The organism is Spirosoma luteum DSM 19990 (genome assembly GCF_000374065.1).
GTDB classification, from domain to species: Bacteria; Bacteroidota; Bacteroidia; order Cytophagales; family Spirosomataceae; genus Spirosoma; species Spirosoma luteum.
On sequence record NZ_KB893245.1, the window covers coordinates 350,764 to 374,442 of the forward strand.

Below are 23,679 nucleotides of genomic sequence, written 5' to 3' on the forward strand. Positions count from 1 at the left end.
CAGCCGTATCGCTGTTACACGATATCCCGTTCAATAATCTTGCCGCTGGCTTTTTCTTTCAGAATCAGTTTGTTCCGGCCATCGTGGGTCATTTCCTGTTTGATGAGGTAGTGGTCGGCATCATATTCTACCAGAGTCGATTCGGGTTTTAATCCTTCCTGACCGCGCCAAACCGGTAGGTGTACGGGTTCCCACTGTTTCGTTTCTGCTGATTTGTAAGCGGCATCCAGTACGGCATTTACCACGTAGCCATCGTAGAATGTTTCGGCGGGGTCACGGCCTTCCTCCTGCGACTTGAACATGTCGGTAAACATGTGATTATAACCCAGGTCGTTGACTTCGTCGCCCACGGGAAAGAGCCAGCCCGTGTTCGATTCGGCTTTTTCGGCCACGTAATCGGCCCCTACCCCGGTGGTGAACATTTCAAAACCAGTACGCAGGAAATTATTAATCCAGATGGTGCCTTCGGTACCCATCACTTCATCGCGGAGGTCCATGCCACCCCGGAAGGTCCAGCTTACTTCAAACTGACCGATGGCCCCGTTTTCGTATTTCACCAGCGCAATGGCGTGGTCTTCTGCGTCGATAGGTTTTACCTGCGTACCCGCCCAGCACATCACCTCAACAGGTTTTACGTCTTTACCGATAAAACCGCGGGCAATCTCTACGCAATGGCAACCCAAATCGAGCATACAGCCACCCCCCGCCTGTTCCTTGTCCCAAAACCAATCGGAGTGGGGGCCGGGGTGCGTTTCGCGGGATTTGGCCCATAAAATGCGTCCTAAAGCACCGTTTTTAACGCTTTCCAGTGCTTTTAAAAACTTCGGAGTGTAACAGAGGTCTTCGAGGTAACCGGCAAAAATGCCCGCTTCTTCGGCAGTTTTCATCATGCGCAGGGCTTCTTCGCCCGTGCGGCCCAGTGGTTTCGTGCATACCACCGATTTTTTGTGCTTGGCGCACAGGTTTACCGCTGTTTCGTGGATGTTGTTAGGCAGGGCAATACAAACCATATCCACATCGGGATGGGCAATGACAGCTTCCATATCGGTGGAGGCAACGTCGCAGCCGTAATCGGTTTTGAATTTATCGGCCGTTTCCTGACGGCGGGCATAGATGGCGGTTACTTTGTCGCGGCTACGCTGACCCTGGATGGATTCGGCGTAAAAGCGGCCAATGAAGCCACCGCCGAGCATGGCAATACGTTGCATAAGATAAAGTTTGGTTTAGGGGTTAATCCGTACTTTCGCACCGCTAAATAGGAGAAATCTCCGTTGATTAACCCGGATATGCCCAATTTTTTTGACATCCATACCATTTTCTTTACGCTATGGGATTATCCCATGAGTTACCTCGAATTTTTTGGCGTGCTGAGCGGAGGTATCGCAACCTGGCTGGCGGCCCGTGCCAATGTGCTGACGTGGCCCATTGCGGTAGGGAGTGTCTTCCTGTTCTTCTTCCTCTTCTATCAAATACAGCTGTACCCGGACATGTTTTTGCAGGTATTTTTTTTCATAACCTACCTGCAGGGCTGGTGGCGCTGGACCCACCCGGTTGCGCAGGAAGCCGACCAACACCGTGAACTTCGCATTACCCGGTTGGTCGGCGTACCGCTCATTTCGACCTTACTGGCTGGCGTAGCGGCAACTGGTTTACTGGGTACGTTTGCCCAGAATCTGCATACGTTATTTCCCCTTCTGTTCAGCAAACCGAGTGCCTTTCCGTATCTGGATTCATTTACGAGTGTAATGAGCATTATTGGCACATTCATGATGATTCACAAAAAACTGGAATGTTGGTGGGTCTGGCTGGTCATCGATTTAATCAGCACGTACATGTATTTTGTGAAAGGCGTAAAACTGGTTGGTATCGAATATGGTTTCTTCTGCCTGATTGCTATTCAGGGGCTTTGGCATTGGACACGTGAATACCGGTCATATCCAATGCAACAAAGCCCGAATTGACCTATTCCGAAAACTGTTCCAACGGTTTTCCCGGTTGATTGGTCTGTTTAGAGAACATAAGACGATCAACTATGAAATACGGGCTATTTCTCTCGCTTTTACTGCTTTTTTCCTGTTCAAAGCCGAATGATGCCGTACCCACTGCCAATGGGCTGGTGGGTGTCTGGCGATTAACCACTTACTGTAAACCGGCAGGTGGTTCGACCTGTACGTTGACTACGGTTCCTGCTGGTAAAAACGTGTTTGTATTTTTTGGCAACGACGGTAAATTCAATGAGACTTACGAAAATACGAAACCGGTTGAGTACAGCTTTCTGGGTTGCGGCAGTGGGAATTACTCGATTGAAGGCAATAAGGTTAGAATCCGAGCACTCTGTATGTCGTCATTGAATGGGCAATTGTATGATATCGTGTCAATCAGTACCAATCAGTTCGTGATGAATCCATTCGGAGCAGGCGACTATCTATTTGTCAGGAAGTAAATGACTTCTTATCAGTCAGTAACGACACGTATCGACCACATTGATCGAGTGTACAATTTTTTCGGGTTCATGGTATATGAAATAGGATCTTTTTAAGATACGCAAGTATAAAACAAGATATATTAATTAGTATAATTTAAAGAAATATAGGCTATAAAGGGCTGATAATTATGTTATTAAGCGTTTTGTATTATAACTTTGCGTTGAAAATCAAACAATAAACCTCTATGGCAATTGCCAAACAATTCCTTAAAAGCAAGCCTCTTGCAAAAGTAACCTTCGAATTGACGGCTGAAGCTGTTAATGGTGCTAAAACGGTCGCTCTGGCCGGTGAATTTAATAACTGGGATCCTTCTGCCCAGGTTTTGAAGAAGCAGAAAGACGGTTCGTACAAGACAACCGTTGAACTGCCAGTGGGTGGCGAGTATCAGTATCGTTATGTGCTGGATGGCACGACATGGACCAACGACGGAGCTGCCGACAAATACGTGGCCAGCGGTGTTTCAGGTGAAGAGAATTCAGTTGTAGTTCTCTAGAAAAGAAATTTAATACCAAAACGGGGTAACTGGCTGTCATTTTCGACCAGCCAGTTACCCCGTTTTGTGTCTTTCTATCGCTCCGATCCCTAATGGGGTTACCCCGCTTGGAACAGTTAAACAGCGAAGCTGTCTGACTCCTGATAGGCTTTGATCAGGGCTATTTCGCCTTCTTTGCCCTTCTGCGACTTACCGTGTTCCATTCCCAGGATGTATTCCCGACCGGCTGCTTTCTGCTTTTCGTAGATATGTTTGAATATGTTTTTGTAATTAATCTCCCCCGTGGTGGGTTCGTTCCGGCCCGGATTGTCGCCAATCTGGAAGTAGCCAATTTCATCCCAGGCCCAGTTGATATGCGGAATAATGTGGCCTTCGTTTTTTTGCATGTGGTAAATATCGAACAGAACCTTGCACGATGGGCTATTCACCGCCCGGCAGATTTCGTAGGTCTGATCGGACGTGCGCAAAAATAAGTTGGGGGTATCGCTCAGTGGTTCCAGTACCATTGCCAGTCCGGCAGGTGCCAAAATATCGGCTCCCCGGCGCAGGGCATCGATGACGTTACCCGTTTGAATGCCAATGGGCAGGCTACGGTCAAAATCACCGGGTACAACAGTAGCGAATTTGGCATTACAACGTTTGGCCGTTTCAACCGCTTTCCGGCATCCAGCCAAAAATATATCGACGTATTCAGGCTTGCCAGCAGCCAGTGTGTTCTGTCCGTTTCCGCCTTTGTCGATCACAAAAACACCCATCGTCATACCAAGACGAGCCATTTCTTCGCCAATTTTCGATTGCTGAGCCGGGTCACGGCCCATCATCCCATTGTCTTCCAGGGCGGTAAATCCTGCATCGGCCATGAACTTAAGCTGGTCAATGGGGTCCTTACCGGCACTGTTTTCAAACATACCAAAATGGGGAGCGTATTTGAGTTTGAAGTTATTTTTGGCGAGGGGAACTGCCGTATGGTATTGGTTGCCCGCCAGGACCTCACCCGAAACCGCAGCACCGGCCAGACCTAATCCAGCCGCTCCAAAAGTTGATTTTACAAAATTGCGTCGTTGCATAATTGATTCTTTCAACTGGCTTCTACCAGCGTTAGGGAGGGTATGTTTGTTTATTTCTTTTTCAGACTGGATAAATAGTCGACCAGATCGACTATTTCCTGCGTACTCATGGATTCCTGCAAACCGGATGGCATCATGGAAGAATCGAGTTCCTTCATTGACACTACGTCGGCCATTTTGTAATTCTGCACTACGCCACCGGGAAACTTCATTTGCAAATCCGTTTCCGTTTTGCTGGAAACGATGCCTGTCATAGAACTGCCGTCTTTAAACTTCACCTCCCAGCCTTCGTAGCCAAAGCTAATACCCGCATCGGGGTGTAGAATAGCCAGATACTGACCTTCTTTTGGCAACTTGGAGCCTATTTCTGATAGTTTAGGGCCAAAATCCATACCCTCACCGTTTACCTGATGGCAGGTAGAGCAGTTATTTTTGAAAACACTCAGCCCTTTCGATGCATCGCCGGTCATAGCCAGCAACTCATTCATGCCGGGTAGTTTTTTGCCTTCTGCGCTTGGATTGCTATCCAGAAAAGCAGCCGCTTCCTTGCGGATATTTTTACGCCAGGCACCACTTACACCCTGAACAGCGGACACTTTGTAATCGCCCTTTATAGCACCAGATTTCAATAGCGCAATAACAAGGTCTTCGCCGTCACTACTCCCACCCAGTGAGCGGGTTGCCTCTTTCCGCAACAGAACAGGTCTATTTTCGTCCAAAGCGACCGTTTTTAGTATATTGATGGATTCCGTATTGCCCACCCGGCGCAGGGCCATCAGCATATTTTTTGCCGCATCCGCATCGCCCAAGTTTTCAGCTTTTCCATTGATAACGTCCCACACCATTGCCTCTCCTTTCTGCTTGAGTAACTGGCGGGCCGCGTCCCGGCCCATGCCATCCATGGCTTTGGAAACGGCCAGTTTCAGTAGGTTTGCATTTTCTGAAGTTGGCTCAAAGCGCGTTACCAGTTCAACATATTCGGGCGTTCCGTAAACCTCTTTCATTAATTTGGTGAGAGCGGTAGCTGCTACTGGTGAATTCTTGACGAAGTCCGGGTCAAGGTGGCGTAACGCCAGTTTAGTTACGTCGGTCGAATTGCTGTTAGCCTGTAAAATACCGAGCAAGGCATTCGACTTTTCGGTGGCACCGGGATTGAAGTCAAATGCCCGGAAGTACCGCAACCGCTGGTTCAAATCGACCGAAGGGTCACCGGCCAGTTTTGCCAGCAAGGGGACCGATTCCTTCGTGCGGGCCCGCCACACAATGTCACGGCCACCGGCATTTGCCAAGGGGTCGTTATTCATTTGTTTCACCCAGGCGGTATAGTAGCTGTCCCAGTTACCCTCGGCTCCAATACCCAGTGCTTCCAGATACCAGCGGTCTTTTCCATCGTACTGACTGGCCAACTGTGCCCACAAAGCCGGAGCCTGGGGGGAATTATTCAGGTGCAGCGCAATGGCACACTCCCGGCGTACCTGCGGGCTTTGGTCATTGACGAGTTGCTTCACGTACGGAATGATATCTGTTTTGAGTTGGCGGGCAGCCCGAAGCGCGGTGATTCTCAAGTCTGCATTGTCACTTTTTAGGGCTGTTTCAATGTGCTTTGACCCATTATCCAATTGACTTAGCAGCCATAAAGCGCGGGCCTGCATGCGCGCATTGTCGGATGATTTGTACAGTTTTGCCAGTGGTTTCTCCGCTTTTTTACCCAGGTCATGCAGCTTCTGCCAGCCCGCATACCGGATCGCCATATTGGGGCTTTGCAGTGCTTCAATAGCACCACTGGTGGTAGAAACATCTACTTTTGGCATGGTGTACGGCGAATTCGGTGGGGACACCCGATAAATACGCCCCCGATTCTGGTCACCGGCCTGGTGACCCCCTACGCCGGGGTCGTACCAGTCGGCAATAATCAGCGAACCATCGGGTGCCACGCAGACATCAGCCGGCCGGAACCATTGGTCACGGGCACCTTCCAGCACATTAACGATGCTGGCCGTATAGCCCGCACCATCTTTCTGTACCGGGTATGACCGTACCACGTTCGGACCCGCGTCGCAGTGGATAATCTGATTCTGAAATACGTCCGGTAATAACTTGCCTTCGTACACAATGATGCCCGTTGGCGAACCGGCTCCGGTCTGAAGCAGGTTAGGTACCGCACCGGGGTCGTTCAGGTGCCAGTGCCGACGGGGAATTTCGGGTTCTATGTTATCCCGGTTGGCCTGCCAGCCAGCGCCGGTCATCTCGTCCGTGTAGCCGTAGTTGCCATAGGGCATTACGTAGTTAATCCGAACCCCCTTGTTACCATCGTCATCATTATCTGATTGCCAGAGCGTTCCGTAGGAGTCAACGGCTATTTCGTAATTATTGCGGAAGTTCTGCGCCAGCAATTCCACATTTTTCCCGCCCGGGTCGCAGCGGAATACCATTCCCTGCTTAAAATTCTGCTTGTTGATGGCTTTCCCGGTGGTGATGTCAATGACGGGTTGCCCATCTTTATCGAGGAGCTGCTTACCTTCATTACCAAAGTTGAAGTACCATTTTCCATCCGGCCCGAAAACGAAGGTGTGCATGCCGTGGTCGTGCTGCTCACCACCAATACCCGTGAAAAGCAGTTCTTTCTTGTCGGCTTTATCGTCGCCGTCTTCGTCGGTCAGTATCCACACATTTGGGCTGTCGGATACGATGACTTTATTCCCCTGTACCCAGATACCCAGGGGTGATTCGATGCTGGGGTCTTGATAGAAAACTTTCGAAACGTCGGCTTTGCCATCTCCGTTTGTGTCTTCCAGAATCACAATCCGGTCGCCTTCCTTGTGCGTCGGGTTACCCGTAATGGCCGGGCGGTAGTTATAGGCTTCGCACACCCACACCCGCCCGCGGGCATCCACATCTATGTTGGTTGGGTTGGTCAGCATGGGCTCGGCCGCAAACAGCGTCGCTTCCAGGCCCGGGGCTACGTTCAGACTGCCAACTGCATATTTAGGGTCATGCTTGTCATCATCATTTAATTGAGCAAACAGACTGGTAAGATAAGCCGTTGATGCGCTATTCAGGTTACGGTTCTGATACGCGCTAATGAAAATACTGCCTATGCACAGACCGGCTGCGGAAAGAGCGAGTGCACTCTTAAAAAAGGGAGTACGTCTATTTTTTGGGAAAGGAATCATTTTTTTTTATTCGGTTACAAGCCGTATATATCAAAAATATTATCAAACAGTTGGCTCTTTTGTAAAGTTACCATATCATGTCTTTTTACCTGTCATAATTTGACTTTTTTTAATCAAATTATTCCTGTTATAATTCAAGTATAGTACCTTTTATGTACAATTGTATCGCCACATTGGCATTCACCTAATCACTTTAACTCATGGGTTTTTTGTATTCAATTCTAATTGGCGGCATCGCAGGCTATCTCGCCAGTGTAATCATGGATAGCCACAATTCGGCTATCGTCAACATTTTGTTAGGTATCGTGGGCGGATTTGTCGGTGGTTTTATTGCCCGTAAACTGGGGAATGACCCTGATAACGATGGCCTGGTAATGAACCTGCTCATCGCCGTGGTTGGCGCCATTGTACTTATCTTCATAGGAAGATTGTTCTAAATTGACTGCACAAAAAAGCCCGGTCGTGAAATTTCACAACCGGGCTTTTTTGTAACCTTTCTACAAATTTTTTCGCTTCAACTCCTTCACGGCGAAATCAGCAGCACGAGCCGTCATGGCCATGTAAGTAAGCGATGGATTGACGCAGGCCGCCGATGTCATGCAGGCTCCATCCGTCACAAACACGTTTTTGGCTTCATGTACCTGGTTATGCGCGTTCAGCACCGACGTTTTGGGGTCGTGACCCATGCGGGCGGTACCCATCTCATGGATGGCCATGCCCATCGCGTATTGGTCGTTGTGTCCTTTTACATTTTTTAGTCCTGCCGATTCCAGCATTTCGATGGCATCGTTCATCATGTCGAGACGCATCTTCTTTTCATTTTCGCGGATTTCGGCATCGAATACTACTACAGGCATGCCCCACTTATCTTTTTGATTTGGGTCCAGATACATCCGGTTTTCATGATACGGGAGCACTTCGCCGAATCCGCCCAAACCCATGGTCCAGGGGCCAGGTTTGGTGAGTTCTTCCTTGTACTCGGCCCCAAAGCTCATTTCGGCCACGTTACGCTGCCAGTTCTGCCGACTGCCACCCCCCTGGTAGCCAAAGCCACGCAGGTAGTCGCGCTTGTCGTTGCCAATGTTCCGGTAGCGGGGAACGTAAATACCGTTAGCCCGACGACCGATGTAGTACTTGTCCAGGTCGCCTTCCCACTCGCCGGCGGCACCCGCGCGCAGGTGGTGGTCCATCAGGTTATGGCCCAATTGCCCCGAATCATTACCAAACCCCGCCGGAAAGCGATTTGAGGTCGAGTTCAGCATAACGGCCGTTGTACCAACGGTGCTGGCGCACATGAAAATAACGCGGGCGTAATATTCCTTGCTTTCGAGCGTATTAGAATCGACAATTCGCACGCCCGTTGCCTGCTTCTTAGTCTCGTCGTACAAAATCTCCTTAACCACCGAGTCGGGCCGGAGGGTAAGCCGACCAGTTTTTGCCGCTGGGGGCAGCGTACACGACTGCGTACTGAAATAGGCACCGTACGGGCAGCCAAGGGCGCATTTATTTCGGTACTGGCAAGAGGCACGACCAACACCCATCTGCGCCTGGGCTGCTTTGGAGAGGTTTGCCGTGCGCCCAATGGTCATGTTTCTACCCGGAAAATTCGTCTCAATGCGCTTGCGAACCTCTTTTTCCACGCAAAACATCTCCATAGGGGGCAGAAACTCACTGTCGGGCAGTTGGGGCAGGTTCAGCTTTTCACCCGAAACACCGGCAAACTTCTCCACGTGCGAGTACCAGGGCGCCATGTCTTTGTAGCGAATCGGCCAGTCAATCGCAATGCCTTCCTTGGCATTGGCTTCAAAGTCGATGTCGCTGAACCGATACGACTGCCGCCCCCAGGTGATAGACTTTCCCCCAACTATGTTGGGTCGATACCAGGAAAATGGCTTGTCTTCCCGATAGAAAGCATCCTTATCCGCCATCCAGTACGATTCGTTGGTTTCGTTGACGGGTGTGTTCCGGTTTTTTTGCGGAAAAGCGTCCCGCTGCGCCATCGTTGACCGACCTGCGTACTTTAACTCCCAGGGGTCTTTGGTGGCCTGTTCGTAACCGGTTACGTGTTCGAGAGCGTGGCCGCGTTCCAGCATCAGTACGCGGAGCCCTTTCTCCGTCAGCTCTTTGGCGGCCCAACCACCCGATACGCCTGAACCAACCACGATAGCATCGAAGGTCTGGTCTTTTATGGAGTCGATAGTGAGGTTCATGGCTGTATCGTTGGTTGTTTACAAGTTTTTCCGCTTCATCTCTTTCACGGCAAAATCAGCGGCCCGGGCCGTCATGGCCATGTAGGTAAGTGACGGGTTAACGCAGGAAGCTGAAGTCATAAAAGCGCCATCCGTAACGAAAACATTCTTAACGGCGTGAAGCTGGTTATTTGAGTTGACAACCGACGTTTTAGGGTCACGACCCATACGGGCGGTTCCCATCTCGTGAATGGCCATGCCGAGGTAAGAACCCCGGTCGTAGGCGCGTACGTTCTTTACGCCTGCCGACTCCAGCATTTCTTTCGCATCGTTCATCATATCGACGCGCATTTTCTTTTCATTTTCCTTCAGTTCGGCGTTGAATACCACGAGCGGCATACCCCACTTATCCTTCTCTTTCTTGTCGAGATACATGTGGTTTTCGTGGTAGGGCAACGTTTCGCCGAAGCCGCCCAAGCCCATTGACCAGGGGCCGGGCTTGGTCAGTTCTTCCTTGTAGTCGGCCCCAAAACTCATTTCGGCCACGTTGCGCTGCCAGTTCTGCCGACTGCCCCCGCCCTGGTAGCCAAAGCCGCGCAGGTAGTCGCGCTTGTCAGTACCGATGTTGCGGTAGCGGGGCACGTAAATGCCGTTGGCCCGACGACCAATGTAATACTTGTCCAGGTCACCTTCCCATTCACCAGAGGCACCGATGCGGAAGTGGTGATCCATCAGGTTATGGCCCAACTCACCGGAATCGTTACCCAGTCCGTTAGGGAAGCGGTTAGAGGTTGAATTAAGCATAACCGCCGTTGAACCAAGGGTACTACCGCACACAAAGATGATATTGGCAAAATACTCTCTGCCCTGGAGCGTAACTGCATCGACGACGTGCACACCAGTAGCCTTTTGCTTGGTTTCGTCGTATTTGATTTCTGTTACTACCGAGTCGGGTCGGAGGGTGAGTCGACCGGTTTTTGCCGCTGGCGGCAGCGTACACGACTGCGTACTGAAATAGGCGCCGTACGGGCAGCCCAGTGAACATTTATTTCGGTACTGGCATGGAGCGCGGCCAACGCCCAACTGGGCCTCACCCGCTTTGGACAGGTTGGCTACCCGCCCAATGGTCATATTGCGGCCCGGAAAATTCTTCTCGATGCGTTTACGGACTTCTTTCTCCACACAGTACATCTCCATGGGGGGCAGAAACTCACTGTCGGGCAGTTGGGGCAGATTAAGCTTCTCGCCCGAAATACCGGCAAACTTCTCCACGTACGAATACCAGGGGGCTACGTCTTTGTAGCGAATCGGCCAGTCGACAGCGATGCCATCTTTTTCATTGGCCCCGAAATCAATGTCGCTCAGACGATAGGATTGCCGCCCCCACATAATGGATTTTCCACCAACGATATTTGGCCGGTACCAGTCGAACCGTTTCTCTTCTTTATAAAGTGAATCGGTATCTTTCATCCAGTAATTTTGGGTCATTTCATTGTACGGGTAGTCGCGGGCCAGTTTTGGGTGCGACTTTTTCTGCTCTTCCGTCAACCGCCCGTTGTATTTGGTTTCCCACGGGTCTTTGGTCGCGTATTCGTAGTCCGTCACGTGTTCGAGCTGATGTCCCTTTTCGAGCATCAGTACCCGTAACCCTTTTTCGGTTAATTCTTTGGCAGCCCAGCCACCCGTTATCCCCGACCCGATGATGATGGCATCGTACGTCTGTTCTTTTATAGCGTCTATATTGAGATTCATAAATTTTGAATGAAGTGAAGAGGTAGAAGCGGGTACGGGGCCGCCCGGCTAATTTTTTGCCGCCGGATGGCTCCCCACTCGCTCCTGACTCCTGCTATTAACACCTGCTAATTATAACGCCCACGCCTTCTGGCCGGGTTTGATGGGCATGCAACCGTCAAACTGGCCCGGTACGGGGAGGTATTCGAGGGCTTTGGTGGCACCAATTTCGGATGTGAAGTAACCCGTGGTGGTTAGTTCTTTCATGCGGAGGAAGAAGGGTTTATCCGCCGTCATGGTTTGTTTGACCATTTCGTTCTTCTGGGCTGTATCCAGCGCCATAAAGTCTTTACCGAACTTGGTTTTGCTGTCGGCATCCAGTTTGGCCAGGCCGGCATAGAATTTCTCCTGATCTTCTTTCGGATAACAGTCGCGCATGACCCGGACAATGAACTTCTCGGCACCGGCGGCTTTGGCGCCCGGTGTGCTGGTAGTTGGGATGATAACATCGGCAACTTCGGCCAGCAGGGCTTCCTGCCCGGCTGATACAGACACGCTTGGACCCGTGTTGGTAATGCGCCCCATGGCCCCGGCCAGGGTGGGTGCCGACAGAGCAACGCCCATCATGAGGGCTGCCTGCTGGATGGCTTCTCTGCGTTTCATAGGTATGTAAACTAGTGTTTAATAACAAAAAGGGTAATCGACTATAAATATCCTTATGAACGAAGAAATTATTGTTCCTGTATAGGCTGGAGAACACAGAAGCATCACCCGGGGATGGTCCATAGTAAAGCGACTGGATAGCCGGTTATTGAAGTAACCGGCTATCCAGTCGCAGTTGCTTTTTAGGCCGTTTGTGTGTAACCGGTTACGCCAATGACTTCCGGGCACTCCGGTCCGGGTCGTTGGTCAATATAGAGGTATCATCCAGAATCATGGTTTCCCCGTTCTGGGTTGTATACGGTTTCCAGGCAGGCAGGCCGCCCCCGTTCGGGTTGCCGTTCTTAACAAAATTGAGGAACGAACCGGCCATTTTTTCCGATAAAGCCCTTGGGCGTTTGCCTCCGCCCGTATGCGTGAGCATCAGGTCGGTATTATAGAACCAGAAACAAATATCATCGCAATGGAAAGCCCGCATCCGGCCGTCAAACAGCGGTGGCTGCCAGCCGAACCAAGCCACATAGACAGGAGCTTTTTGTTGTGATGCCTTTGCATCGGCGGTGGCAACAACATTCTTCCGGTTAGAAACAATCAGCGCCCACAGCTCAATAGGGCGGGCCTTTGGAAAGTTCCGGGCGTAGGCATCGACAATGTCGCTGGTCTTGTCGCCAAAGCGGGGCTTGATTTTTTCTTTCACGTCAGCCAGCGAAATACTTTCCAGACTGGCATCCGTCCGGTCGGGGTTTTGCTCGTGAAACGTAGAGCAGAGCATCAGCGGAACATCGGCCGAGAACTGATTGGGGTCCGCGAAGAAATTCCCTGCGTTCACATGGGTTCCGTCGGCTACGGGCGAAAAGCCACCCCGCTGAATACCCATCCGCTTGGCTTCGTCGCTCATTTTGTCGACGGCCCGATTGGCAATGTCGATGTACTCCCGCCACGGAATTTGCTGGAGCTTGTCAATTTCGCCGGACTTTAAACCAGCCTCTTCCATAATTTTTAGTCCCAACTTTTCGGCATACTCTTTATTGGTACCAGCCAGCGAACTGCCGCTGAGGGCAACCGCTTTGTGGAACAGCCCTTTAGCTGCGGGCATATTCATCAGGCTGGTCACTTTGGCCCCGCCCCCCGACTGACCAATGATGGTTACGTTACCCGGGTCGCCCCCAAAATTGGCGATGTTATTTTTGACCCATTCGAGGGCCGCTACCATATCCAGATTACCTACATTACCAGATGCCTCCGGGCCACCAGCCGCTTTAAGATGACTATAGCCGAGCGAACCAAGCCGGTGGTTGAGCGAACAGAAAACGATGTTGCCCAGTCGGGAAAGATTTTCGCCATGGTACCCGTCCTGTTCAATACCATTCCCGGTGGTGAATCCACCCCCATGAAGCCAGACAACGACCGGCCTTTTCTGCGTATCCAGTGCGGGTGTCCATACGTTCAGTTTTAGACAGTCTTCCGAGACATCGTCATAATTCCAATGGTCAACAAACGAAGCGTACGGATTGGCATACCGCTTTTCCATGATCTGGGGAGCGGAGTTTCCCCACCAGAGCGCAGGACGAACATCAGTCCAGGCTGTGGGTTTTTGCGGGGGCATGAACCGATTTTTCCCCGATGTATCGGCTCCGTATGGAATGCCTAGAAACTGGTGAATGCCCCGGAGAATAAACCCTCTGACCTTTCCGTATTCCGTTTTGGCCACCGCTATGGAATCACCCACAAACAGAACCTGCTCGTCTCCAGCTGATTTTGCGACTTTGGGCAGGTTCGGACCCGCGGCCGTGGATGGATGGGCGATACCTAAAGTGGCCACGCCAACGCCCATTGATTGTAAAAAATTTCGTCTTGACGGTTTCATCGTAGAATGTTTGTTAAAGGGTACTGAAAAGCAGGCACGCTGTAACCAGCATCGGGTCGGGGAATTTCCAGTAAATAACCTACTTTAAAAGAGACACGATGTGCGTTTTTACTATGCCCAACCAATAGATTTATCCATGATACTCAGTAAGTCAGCTCTGGGACGGAGTGATGAGGGGAAGTGTTGCAAAACAAGCAAGCCCTGCCACAAATAGAAATGTGGCAGGGCTTGCTTAACTGTGATGAAAGTTGGCTCAATAGCTAATTGGCCAATGACAAATCCTGATACCAGAAACCGGTGTCCCAATTTTGGTTCGGTTCATCACTATGGCAATCGGTGCCGCCTGATGGTGTGTAAGTCCGCCTGACAACCTCCCCTTTGGTGAACGTAATGGGTGACGAGAAAATGGGACCATCGTATACAAACGAATGATACTCCCCATTTTCGCCACAGGGGTCAACGCCGGGGGGAAGGTCTCTCAGTAAATCCAGGTCCAGTTCCCGCCCGGTAAAATCGGCAGGCAGATGCTTTTCATTGATGCAGACGAGCACCGCCCGAAATCCCAGGTCTACAAACTCGTGTATCAATTCGGTGGTGTCCCGCTGCCAGAGGGGAAACGTACCCGTCAAGCCCGCCCGTTGCAGTTGCTTCTCGCGATACTGCCGCAAATCGTCCAGAAAAATATCCCCGAAAAGGGAATGAGTAATTCCGGCCGCTTCAACGCCATGAAGCAATTGATTCATGCGTCGGTCATATTCTTCCATCGAGACATCGCCCGGTAATGCCAGTGTTTGCAGGGGCAAACCTAACCGCTGGGCCTGGGCTTCCAGCAGTTCCGTCCGAACGCCGTGCATACTCACACGCCCATGCTGTTCATTCACTGAAGTCAGCAGGTGTTGAATAGACCATTGCCCGGATTGCTGGGCGTGATACAGTGCCAGGGCGGAGTCTTTTCCTCCGCTCCAGTTCATGATGGCGCGTTGTATGCTCATCTAAAGAAGAACCCAGACGGGGCGATTTCCACCTTTACCGAGTCAATAAGTGAGCCATCCGGCTGGTAACGTATTACGTAGCCAGCCTGGTCGTAGGTTGGAATGACACTACCGTATAGCTGTTTCGTTTTAGGGTCGATACCCAGTGCGCCACTGAAGGAACGGTTCAAAACCTGCGTACCCGTTGCGGTTGTTGCCTCAATAGAAAACTGGGATGTTCTACCGCCCAGCGTGTAATAGAATGCTCTTTTGTCGGCACCAATGGCTATTGTACCAAGCGAGGATGCAAACGTGAGTCGCTGTTCAACGAGTCGGCTCTGCGGGTTAATTCGGACCATATCTTTACCCGCCCGAATCCAGAGTTTGCCGTTGGCATCAAGCGCAATGGGCTCGGGGGTAGCACCAAAATTTATCTTTTCTTTCATCGTATCTGTGTTGGCATCAATAACCAGCAGCGTTTTGTCGCCACTATAGGCGTTACTGCCCACGAATACCTCACTCCCAACCAGAACCATGCGTTCTACGCCTTTTACCGCTGGTATTTTTTTGCTGACGGTACCCGTATTTAAATCCACTACGGCAATGTAGCCGGGGTCTTTGTAAAACGTACCGGCACTATAATCGCCCGAAACATCCCAGCAACTAACGTACGCTTTGTTTGGCCCAGCCTGGATAACCAGCCGTGGATTCTCGATATCCGGTGCCTTCAGCGTAGCGCGGGACATGAACGTTCCTGCTTCTACAACCTCAACTTTATCCTGCCCAACCGTGCCGTTATCGACCAGAATCAATCCTTTTCCGTTTACTTCAGTATAGTCCTGTACATTTCCTCCCTGCCCCGAACCACCGCTAACCGCCAGCGTTGGATTAGCCTGTACGAATATATTGGTGGCCACCGTACTACCGGTACGGCTTATATAGGACAGGCTACCATTGTTTTTGAGGAAAGCACCCTGGTTGATAACGTAAACGCCATCACCGAAAGGTGTTGGTTCCGGGTCGGAGGTTTTACAGTTCCAAACGCTCAGTGCAACCAGCCCGATAGCCATTGATTTTTTCAATTGGTTGTTCATGAATTAATTGACAGAAGAAAAATTAACGATTAGATTGATGGACCCGTTGCGACCCGGTAAGGCATTTTGCTTGACGCCCACTACGAGTGCATTGAACAGGTTATTGAGGTTGCCCTGCACCCGAACGGGCACCGGCCCTAGTTTGGTACTATGTTCCAGCAGCAGATTGACCAGCGTATTCCCTTTTAGAAACTGACTGTTATCCGCCGTAGAGTACCGGCGTGAGTTAGCCTGCGCCTGTACCGATAGGCGGGTTTTGCCCCGTTGCAGCCAAGCGTTAGCCGTACCTGTATGAATGGGAACATAAGGCAGTTGCTTGCCCACAACGTCCTGCGCGTAATTGTCATACACGCGCTCCTGCGATGAACGGGTATAGGCGTACCCCAGTCGGATACCCGTCTGCCACCGGTTTTGGGTATAATTCAGACCCGTGTTGAATTCGAGTCCACGGGCTACCACCAGTTGCAGGTTCTCGACGTGGTATGCTTTCGCCGGGTTCCAGTACGTCCAGTTATCCACCCGGTTATGGTAAGCCGTAAGCTCCGTTGTCAGGGCAAGATTATCCGATACCGTTGCTTTGGCAGCCAGACCAATTTCCATATTGACTCCGCTTTCGGGCTTGAGGTTGGGGTCACCCAGCTCTATCCAGTACCGTTCATTCAGCGTCGGTACGCGGTAGTTTCGGCTAATCGACCCTTTGGCCGTGAGGGTAAAGTGATTGCGCTGGATAAACTGGTACTCGGCTCCAAACGAAGGGGTGATGGGTGGATTGAAACGGGTAACGAAAGCTTGCCGGATATTGGCCGATAACAACCAGCGGGCCGTTTGAAAACGCATCAGCGCGTATATATCTTCCCGGTCTTCCTGAATCAGCTGGCCCCCGTAGCCATCCGTTCGGGTGCGGTAGTGTGACCACTCACCCCCAACGCGTAGGTTTAGCTGGCGCGATGGGGTAGAGGCAAGGGTAAATTCACGTTCGGCCCGGCTGATCAGACGTTCTGTTTCGGTGTGGCTGGGCGTATCAAAATTGCCTTTGCCGTAATCCAATAGGTCCCGAATCCAGCCAAGTCGGACGGTCAGGCGGTTAACCTCATAGGTCGCCAGTAACCTTGCCGACTGCGTTCGGGTACGCTCGCGGGCAATGGTATCGAGCGGAGTGATGATAAGGTCATTGTCCGAGAGCCACGCATTGACGGAAAACTGTTTACCGCTCTTATGCAGAAAATATAAATCCTGGACGAAGCCCCGTTGAGCCGTGGTGGATGGCTCCAGAAAATAACGTTGGCGTTCGGTGTAGGGGTAGCGGTTATTAAACTTGTTTCGGTACGCAAAGGTCTTGCCCGACAGCTTCCAGTTTTGGCCCAGTGCCGTCGCGTAGCGAACACCGGCCTGCGTCTGATTATTGTGAAACGAGGCAAACTGCTGCCCCAGGATTACGCTGAATTTTCGTTGCCAGTCGGCATTGCTGCCCAGCAATATACTCCCGCCCACGGCTCCCGAACCAACGACGCTGGCCGAGGAGCCGTATTGTAACGCTAACTGGTCGAAACCCGCCACGGGTAAGGTTGAGAAATCCGTCAGGCCGAGGTTGGGTTGGTTGATATTAATGCCGTTCCAGAGTACCGCCGTATGGTTGGCAGACGTACCCCGGAAAGCGACCGTAGCCAGTTGGCCGGGGCCGTAATTCTTGATAGCAATGGGCGTATTCAGCGACAGTAAATCAATGAGCGACCCAAACTGAAACTGGCGTAGCGTTACGGAGTCGATGTGTTGTATTTTCTGCCCAACCAAAAATCGTTCAGGGGCGATGGCCCGCACCGTTACCGCTGACAGCGATACAATGGAGCTTTTTTTCGCCTGCCCGGACGAATCGGCCTGCGCGACACAATTATCCTGACTACTAATGAAGCCAGAAAAAAGCCCTAAAACCCACCAGCGAAGGGTTTGCTTCTTCACAATGAACGGATAAAAAAGTTTGTGCACTACCGACCGTTCGAGTTACTGAACCATCGGACTATCAGCACGCGGTTGGGGTGTTTCCTCCGAACACCGGAACAACGAATGGTCGTCGGCAGGTCTCCTGGCTCGTCTCATCGGTTCGGGCCTTCCCGTGCTGCTTGTAAGCACAGTGACCATGTGGATTGAACCGATTGGGTAAGAGACTTACAGTTGCGGGGACAGCGCTGGCGTTACACCAACTTCCCTTTTAAGCCGTGAAAGTCGCTATGATACGACATCAGGCACCGAAAACTCAGGGCAAAAGTAACGGAAATTTCGGAAATAGTTAAACGTACCGGAATCTGGGGGTGTAGTCTGACCTCGCAGACTTGAGATGAAACTGTCTCCGGGCCATCGACCAGGAGGATAACCACGCAGTAAGAAATTACTTTTTTTCTGGGAAATTGCTATAAATTTCGGCCCGAATCCAAAAAGGTTCATTTACTCATCATTGTTCATCTTTCCTGTTTATGAGAAACGTTCGTTTACGTGTCTATTTGTTCGGCCTATTGGCTGTTTTTGCTCTCAATGCCTGTCAGGACCACCGGTTAGGTCCATCTGTACCCGGCTCATCGCCTACCCGTATGCGGGTCAGTACCTTGACCCAGCAGGGAGCCAGTGGTAATCCCCGGATTGTCAACTTTACGTACGACGCGCAGGGGCGGCTTAGTTCGCTGCGCTCGTTTGAGTCGCCGGACAGTACGAAAAACTGGGTAGAGCGAACCCGCTTCCAGTACGATGCCCAAAATCGGTTGATTCTGTCGCAGTATCAGCGGATTTCGCCCCCCGGCTTCATTCTTGGTTCTTTTGCCGATCAGCATCAGTTCGTTTACAACACAATCGGGCAGGTGTCCGAGGTCCGCTATTCGTCTGCCTTTAATCCTCAGGCACCCTATCTGGCCGTTCCACTATCCAGTCTGAATGACCCCAATACCCTACAGATCATTGCTTATCCCCGGTACAATTCTGCTAATTTATTAATTGGCTTAAGGAGAGTATATTACAGTATGCAGAGACCCACTACACTGGAAAGCAACAACACGTACAGCTACACGGGCACTAACATAACCTTCGTGAATGACGTTGTCACCAGCAATCAGGGCGGGGTAGCGTACAGTCGTTCGGAGCAGAATGGGTTGACGTACGATACCAAGACGAACCCGTTTTACGGCGTGTACCTGATTCCCAAAATGTTCGGGGAGATTTTATATGTGTTCCAAAGCCTAAATACGCTGAGTCCGAACAATATTCTGACCATAGGGGGCATCAGCTACCGCTACGAGTACAACGCGGTCAACCTGCCAACCGTACGCTATACGTACTCTGATAAACTAGTCGAGACATTACGGTTTACCTACGAGGCCTATTAGGCAGGCTTTCAGTTTACACGAATAGGTGTCTGAACAACTCCTGGTTGAGAGAGCGGTGTCAGTTTATACTGGCACCGCTTTAGTAATTGGTAGCATCATTCATTAACCCACGACGAACTGGTCAGTGGACTTGATCATCAGCAGTACTTGAAAAGCAGGTCTGCTAATGGCTGCCAGCGTTCAGTACGAACGCTTCCTCTGAAACGGGCTTGTATCAAATTCGTATATTTGACCCGTGAACCAACGCATCCGCCCCGACGATCTTGACAATTCACCGTACAAAGAAACCATTCAGGCACTAGCCTACGAGTGGGTTCGGGTAGAGTTGCCAGCCAGGAGTTTAACTTATACTGATTACATGACAGCCATCAGGACGCTGCTCCTGACGACACAGGACCCGGGCCGAACAGCCACTATTATTCAGGCCGTTCTTGCTCAGGCCATCGATCTCCGGAAAACGGCCGAATGGGTAGAGGAGGAACTCAAGTTTGAGGGGATGATTGACGGGGCCGACCGGGTCGATTTTCTTCGATTTGAACTCCAGCAGGCCGAATCAGTTGACGATGGAATGCTGGATACGTACAACGACCGAATCAATCGGTTTGCTAAAGACAACGAGTAAGCCATGGCCAGGGCTACCGGAACGACACGCCGAATTTTAGCCCGCCCCAGCGGTGTGACCGGCCCGTCTCAAATTCGCGGCTGAGCGCTGACTGATAATACTCCAGATACAATTTTTTATAGGTAAATGCCGCACCAATAGTCGTTTGCAGCGTTGCACGCGTCAGTTGGTCGGGCTGAATGACGTACGGACTACTTCGACTGAATAAGCCGCCCTGCAGGGTAGCATCGTAGCCCACCAAACTAACTATGGGTTGGGCATATACATACAATTGCATGGGTAAACCACGCTGGTTTAGAGTAAGGCCGAACGGAGAATTTAACCACCCGGCCATCACCACCATACCCGTTTGTAACCTGTTTGAGAACGTACCCGCCTGGGCCCGACCCATGGCACTGACCAACAGCGCATGACGCCAGGCATAAAGCTGCTTTTCGTAACTGAACGTATAATTCAGGATTACGTCGTTCCGAATCTGATGCTGCCAGCCGAGGGGTTCAACCCCGTTTGTGAGCCGGTGCAGGGATGTCTGAATTTCATTCCCCAGGGCAATCGGCCCTATCATTCCCATACTCAGCTCCGACGACACGCTGACCCGGTGCAGTGTATCGGTAGCGATACTGAATGTTTTGAGCAGCATTGCCGCTGCAAAAGGGCGGTCGCCGACCCGAATCGCGTTACTCCGGATTGAAGTCGGTGTGAATCCTGTATGCTCAAAAGCCAGGCCATACCGCGTTTGACTGCCACCAGATTTGATGAGTAGCCTGGTGAACGGGTTTTTCCGGAGAGCCGGATTAACGACTTCAAGGGCATAGCCCTGGGTGTAGTAATAGTCACTACCGGTGAAGAGGTCATTGTCATAATGAAACCGGATAAACTTATCCGAACCTGTGTGCAGAAACGATGCTGTGTTGTCGATGCGTTGCGCCAGGCACGCTACCGCAATTGACCAACCCAAAAAGGACAAAAAAATGCGTTTCTGCATGATAGCCATTTACGTCTGGCCTGTGGTAGCGGATTGATGTAACCGTAACTCACTGGCAGAATAAGGATGTTAGAAGCCATCGGCCTTTATCTCCTTTTCGGTAATGGTGCCGTACTTTTTGACTTTATCCCGAATGGTATCCGCTTTGCCAATTAGCACAAACTGAAGGTTGTTCTTCGGGAAATATTGGTCGATGATTTGCCGGGTTTTGGCAACCGTAATACCGTCGACATTCTTCTGGAAATTATTGATAAACGATTCATCGAATCCTAAACTGAACATATCCGTCAGCAGGCTGGCCAACTCACTGGCCGATTCGTAGCGCGGGGGGAAATCGGCTTTCACGTAGTTTTTGGCCGATGTGAGGGTTTTTTCGTCGATACCCGTTCGATGCAGGCTATCCAGTACCTGGACCGCCATGTCGATGGCTTCGGTGGTTGTACTCACTTTGGTGAAGGTCGAAATGGCAAACGTGCCACTTTTACGAAGCGTACCAAATCGGCTTCCCGCGCCATACGTCAGACCCGAATTGACCCGGAGGGCATCATTCAGCCAGGAGGTAAAGCGGCCACCCAGAATCGTGTTGACTACCGTGACGGGGATGAAATCGGGGTTGTTTTGTGTGATGCCTTTGCCCCCAATGAGAAAGGTAGTTTCGCGGGCATCGTCTTTATTCACTAATAGTACCCGGCTTTTGTCGAAAGCTACCGTTGGCTCTGTCAACAGGGGCGAGGTAGCGGCCGCCGTTTTCCAGCTTCCAAACAGGTCCGTCATGCGCTTCTTCATAGCGGCCGTATCGAAATCGCCCACTACGGCAATAGCGGCCCGGTCGGTGGTGTAATTTTTTTGGTAAAACTGCCGGGCGTCAGCCGCCGTAATGGCCGACACTGCCGTTGGGGTACCGGTAACGGGGTTGGCGTAGGGGTGCCCCTCGAATAGAAACTTGTTGAAATAGGAATTAATAACGTTTCTGGGACTTTCCTTCTGCTGGGTTAACTGGAGAAGTTGCCGCTGTTTGTACTTGTTAAATTCAGTCTGATCGAAGGTGGGTTTTGTCAGTACATCCTGAATAATGCCGAATAATAAATCCGCATCTTTCACGGCAAACGATGCCGTAAGTTTTGCCGTCTCCTTGTCGGCGTACGTATCCAGGCTGGCTCCCACGTACTCCACTTTTTCTTCCAGTTGCGCTTTGGTGTATTTCGCACTCCCGAACAACAGGGCATCGGCCGTCATATTGCCTAACCCGTACCGATTCCCATCCTGCACCGCGCCCGCATCGAACACCGCCGATACGTTGATGAGTGGCACTTCGTGCTGTTCCATCAGGTAGATGGTCAGGCCATTTTTGAGCTTGAACTTCTGGAAAGGGGGCAGTTTAAACGTCTGCGCCTGCGCTGAGCCTGTCAGCAGTAGCACTACTATGAACAGTGTTATTTTTTTCATGAAGCTTTTGTCATCCCGACGCAGGAGGGATCTTGAATTGCACTAATACTTGAGATCCCTCCTGCGTCGGGATGACAAAAATAAATTCCAGACAAGCCCGATACCCTTAAAGTACAAGCGATTAATTGTTTCTGGTGGGATTGGTTTTCGGTTCGGGCAGCAGGTAGCCTATGGTACGATTCCGGCTGGTCAGGTACGTTTTCGCCACCCGCTGAATATCCTCTTTCGTTACCTTGTTGTAAAGGGCCGGAGCTTCGTACAGCTTTTTATAATCGCCGAAATACAGTTCATACGTGCCCAGCGAGTTTGCTTTACCGTTAATGCTTTCCATCGTTCGGTAAAACTCCATCAGTTTCTGGTTTTTCAGCTTTTGGAGTTCGGTATCCGTGATGCCTTCACGCACAATTTTGTCAATCTGATACGCTATCGAACCTTCCAGTTTTTCGGCCGAAATACCATTGGCGGCAATGCCATAAATCGTAAACAGGCCTGGGTCGAACGATAGCTCTACATTGGTAAACACCCGTGATGCCAGGGTAGAATCCAGCACCAGCGACTTCACCAAACGCGAGGAATTCCCCGAACTCAACACCCCACTCAGCAAATCCAATGCGTAGTAATCCGGGTGACGGGTAGCGGGTATGTGGTAAGCCAGTAAAATATTCGGGGTAGCAATATCCTTGTAGGTAGTTGCCCGGCGTTCGCCGTTTTGCGGGGGTTCTACGGTGCGCAGGCTGTCGGGTAGTTTCTGGGCGGGAATGGGTGCCAGGTATTGCTCGGCCAGTTTATTCACTTGGGACGCCGTCACATCACCCACCACAACGGCCACCGCGTTGTTGGGCGAATAGTACGTTTTGAAGTATTTTTCGAGGTCGGCCTGGGTCCAGCGTTTAATGTCGGATTCGAAGCCAATAACCGGGAACATATACGGGTGTTCAACGAAGGCCGTTGCGCCAACCAGCTCGCTCAGTACCCGGAAGTTACTGTTTTCCAGTCCCGTACTCCGCTCCGACAGCACCACACCACGTTCGCTTTCTACCATGCTGGAATCAATGGCGAGGTCGCGGATGCGGTCGGCTTCCAGGTCGAAAATTGTTTCGAGGGCACCGCTCTGAAACCAGTCAGTATACACGGTGGTATTTTCAGTCGTATAGGCGTTGTTCGAGCCGCCGTTAGCCTCCATCGTGCGGTCGAATTGTTTGGGGCCGTATTTCTTCGCCCCGTTGAACATCATGTGCTCAAAAAAGTGGGATAGTCCCGTAATGCCGTGTACTTCGTTGCGGGAACCCACTTTCCAGAACGTGTAGAAATTGGCGTTGGGAATGGAATGATCTTCGAGAACCATGAATTTCATGCCATTTTTGAGCGTGAAGGTCTGCACATCCTCCGCTTTGGGCTTATTCTGCGCCAGTGCTATACTCAGCGTAGCACTCAGGCCGACTAGCAACCCGATTCGTATCTTCATGATAGTAGTTTGTCTGAAAACGTTAAAAATAGTAGCGAGCGGGCACATTACCATAAGTGCGC

19 protein-coding genes and 1 riboswitch are annotated in these 23,679 nt (G+C 51.0%); of the genes, 6 read left to right on the forward strand and 13 right to left on the reverse strand.

Going from position 1 to position 23,679, the window contains the following annotated elements:
- Positions 1 to 14: 14 nt before the first annotated feature.
- Positions 15 to 1,208: a Gfo/Idh/MocA family protein gene (locus B156_RS0101500; protein WP_018617837.1), complete on the reverse strand. Its 1,194-nt coding sequence runs from the start codon at positions 1,206 to 1,208 to the stop codon at positions 15 to 17.
- Positions 1,209 to 1,286: 78 nt separating this feature from the next.
- Between B156_RS0101500 and pnuC the strand changes: the two genes are divergently transcribed.
- The 3 genes from pnuC to B156_RS0101515 all read left to right on the forward strand — a co-directional run bounded on the left by pnuC (position 1,287) and on the right by B156_RS0101515 (position 2,979).
- Entirely contained in the window at positions 1,287 to 1,961 is a 675-nt protein-coding gene (gene pnuC / locus B156_RS0101505; RefSeq protein ID WP_018617838.1) for a nicotinamide riboside transporter PnuC, read from the forward strand.
- A gap of 71 nt (positions 1,962 to 2,032) precedes the next feature.
- A complete protein-coding gene (locus B156_RS0101510) occupies positions 2,033 to 2,443 on the forward strand; it encodes a lipocalin-like domain-containing protein (RefSeq protein WP_018617839.1) in 411 nt (136 codons plus the stop codon).
- Between the two features lie 227 nt (positions 2,444 to 2,670).
- Complete coding sequence (locus B156_RS0101515) at positions 2,671 to 2,979, forward strand: isoamylase early set domain-containing protein (RefSeq protein ID WP_018617840.1); 309 nt, start codon at positions 2,671 to 2,673, stop codon at positions 2,977 to 2,979.
- A gap of 116 nt (positions 2,980 to 3,095) precedes the next feature.
- Here the strand turns inward: B156_RS0101515 and B156_RS0101520 are convergent, their stop codons facing one another.
- Both B156_RS0101520 and B156_RS0101525 read right to left on the reverse strand, forming a co-directional pair.
- A complete protein-coding gene (locus tag B156_RS0101520) occupies positions 3,096 to 4,046 on the reverse strand; it encodes a hydroxypyruvate isomerase family protein (RefSeq protein WP_018617841.1) in 951 nt (316 codons plus the stop codon).
- A gap of 50 nt (positions 4,047 to 4,096) precedes the next feature.
- Positions 4,097 to 7,219 (reverse strand): PVC-type heme-binding CxxCH protein, encoded by a 3,123-nt coding sequence (locus B156_RS0101525; protein ID WP_018617842.1) that lies wholly within the window; start codon positions 7,217 to 7,219, stop codon positions 4,097 to 4,099.
- A gap of 200 nt (positions 7,220 to 7,419) precedes the next feature.
- Here B156_RS0101525 and B156_RS0101530 point away from each other — a divergent pair, with 200 nt between their 5' ends.
- The gene (locus B156_RS0101530) at positions 7,420 to 7,656 is read left to right on the forward strand and encodes a GlsB/YeaQ/YmgE family stress response membrane protein (protein WP_018617843.1); all 237 of its coding nucleotides are present in this window, start codon (positions 7,420 to 7,422) and stop codon (positions 7,654 to 7,656) included.
- 60 nt (positions 7,657 to 7,716) lie between these two features.
- Here B156_RS0101530 and B156_RS0101535 read toward each other — a convergent pair whose 3' ends face one another.
- The 7 genes from B156_RS0101535 to B156_RS0101565 form a co-directional block, all read right to left on the reverse strand.
- Entirely contained in the window at positions 7,717 to 9,312 is a 1,596-nt protein-coding gene (locus B156_RS0101535; protein ID WP_425423299.1) for a GMC oxidoreductase, read from the reverse strand.
- 135 nt (positions 9,313 to 9,447) lie between these two features.
- The gene (locus B156_RS0101540; RefSeq protein WP_018617845.1) at positions 9,448 to 11,160 is read right to left on the reverse strand and encodes a GMC oxidoreductase; all 1,713 of its coding nucleotides are present in this window, start codon (positions 11,158 to 11,160) and stop codon (positions 9,448 to 9,450) included.
- 111 nt (positions 11,161 to 11,271) lie between these two features.
- Positions 11,272 to 11,802, reverse strand: a complete 531-nt coding sequence (locus B156_RS0101545) for a gluconate 2-dehydrogenase subunit 3 family protein (protein ID WP_018617846.1) — start codon at positions 11,800 to 11,802, stop codon at positions 11,272 to 11,274.
- A 205-nt stretch (positions 11,803 to 12,007) separates the two neighbouring features.
- Entirely contained in the window at positions 12,008 to 13,666 is a 1,659-nt protein-coding gene (locus tag B156_RS0101550; RefSeq protein ID WP_026260528.1) for a carboxylesterase/lipase family protein, read from the reverse strand.
- A gap of 260 nt (positions 13,667 to 13,926) precedes the next feature.
- On the reverse strand, positions 13,927 to 14,658 hold the full coding sequence (locus tag B156_RS0101555) for a Dph6-related ATP pyrophosphatase (RefSeq protein ID WP_018617848.1): 732 nt from the start codon (positions 14,656 to 14,658) through the stop codon (positions 13,927 to 13,929).
- Complete coding sequence (locus tag B156_RS0101560) at positions 14,655 to 15,731, reverse strand: DUF5074 domain-containing protein (RefSeq protein WP_018617849.1); 1,077 nt, start codon at positions 15,729 to 15,731, stop codon at positions 14,655 to 14,657. The genes B156_RS0101555 and B156_RS0101560 overlap by 4 nt, the downstream gene beginning before the upstream one ends.
- Before the next feature lie 3 nt (positions 15,732 to 15,734).
- Positions 15,735 to 17,687: a TonB-dependent receptor plug domain-containing protein gene (locus tag B156_RS0101565; protein ID WP_245563660.1), complete on the reverse strand. Its 1,953-nt coding sequence runs from the start codon at positions 17,685 to 17,687 to the stop codon at positions 15,735 to 15,737.
- A gap of 97 nt (positions 17,688 to 17,784) precedes the next feature.
- Positions 17,785 to 17,994, reverse strand: a riboswitch (cobalamin riboswitch).
- Positions 17,995 to 18,199: 205 nt separating this feature from the next.
- Here B156_RS0101565 and B156_RS0101570 point away from each other — a divergent pair.
- The gene (locus tag B156_RS0101570; protein WP_157626890.1) at positions 18,200 to 19,099 is read left to right on the forward strand and encodes a hypothetical protein; all 900 of its coding nucleotides are present in this window, start codon (positions 18,200 to 18,202) and stop codon (positions 19,097 to 19,099) included.
- A 235-nt stretch (positions 19,100 to 19,334) separates the two neighbouring features.
- Positions 19,335 to 19,721 (forward strand): hypothetical protein, encoded by a 387-nt coding sequence (locus B156_RS0101575; RefSeq protein ID WP_018617852.1) that lies wholly within the window; start codon positions 19,335 to 19,337, stop codon positions 19,719 to 19,721.
- Between the two features lie 13 nt (positions 19,722 to 19,734).
- On the opposite strand, the gene B156_RS0101580 is transcribed toward B156_RS0101575, so the two are convergent.
- From B156_RS0101580 to B156_RS0101590, 3 genes are all read right to left on the reverse strand, one after another.
- The gene (locus tag B156_RS0101580) at positions 19,735 to 20,706 is read right to left on the reverse strand and encodes a lipid A deacylase LpxR family protein (protein ID WP_026260529.1); all 972 of its coding nucleotides are present in this window, start codon (positions 20,704 to 20,706) and stop codon (positions 19,735 to 19,737) included.
- Positions 20,707 to 20,775: 69 nt separating this feature from the next.
- The gene (locus B156_RS0101585; protein WP_018617854.1) at positions 20,776 to 22,152 is read right to left on the reverse strand and encodes a M16 family metallopeptidase; all 1,377 of its coding nucleotides are present in this window, start codon (positions 22,150 to 22,152) and stop codon (positions 20,776 to 20,778) included.
- Positions 22,153 to 22,273: 121 nt separating this feature from the next.
- On the reverse strand, positions 22,274 to 23,617 hold the full coding sequence (locus tag B156_RS0101590; RefSeq protein ID WP_018617855.1) for a M16 family metallopeptidase: 1,344 nt from the start codon (positions 23,615 to 23,617) through the stop codon (positions 22,274 to 22,276).
- Positions 23,618 to 23,679 lie beyond the last annotated feature (62 nt).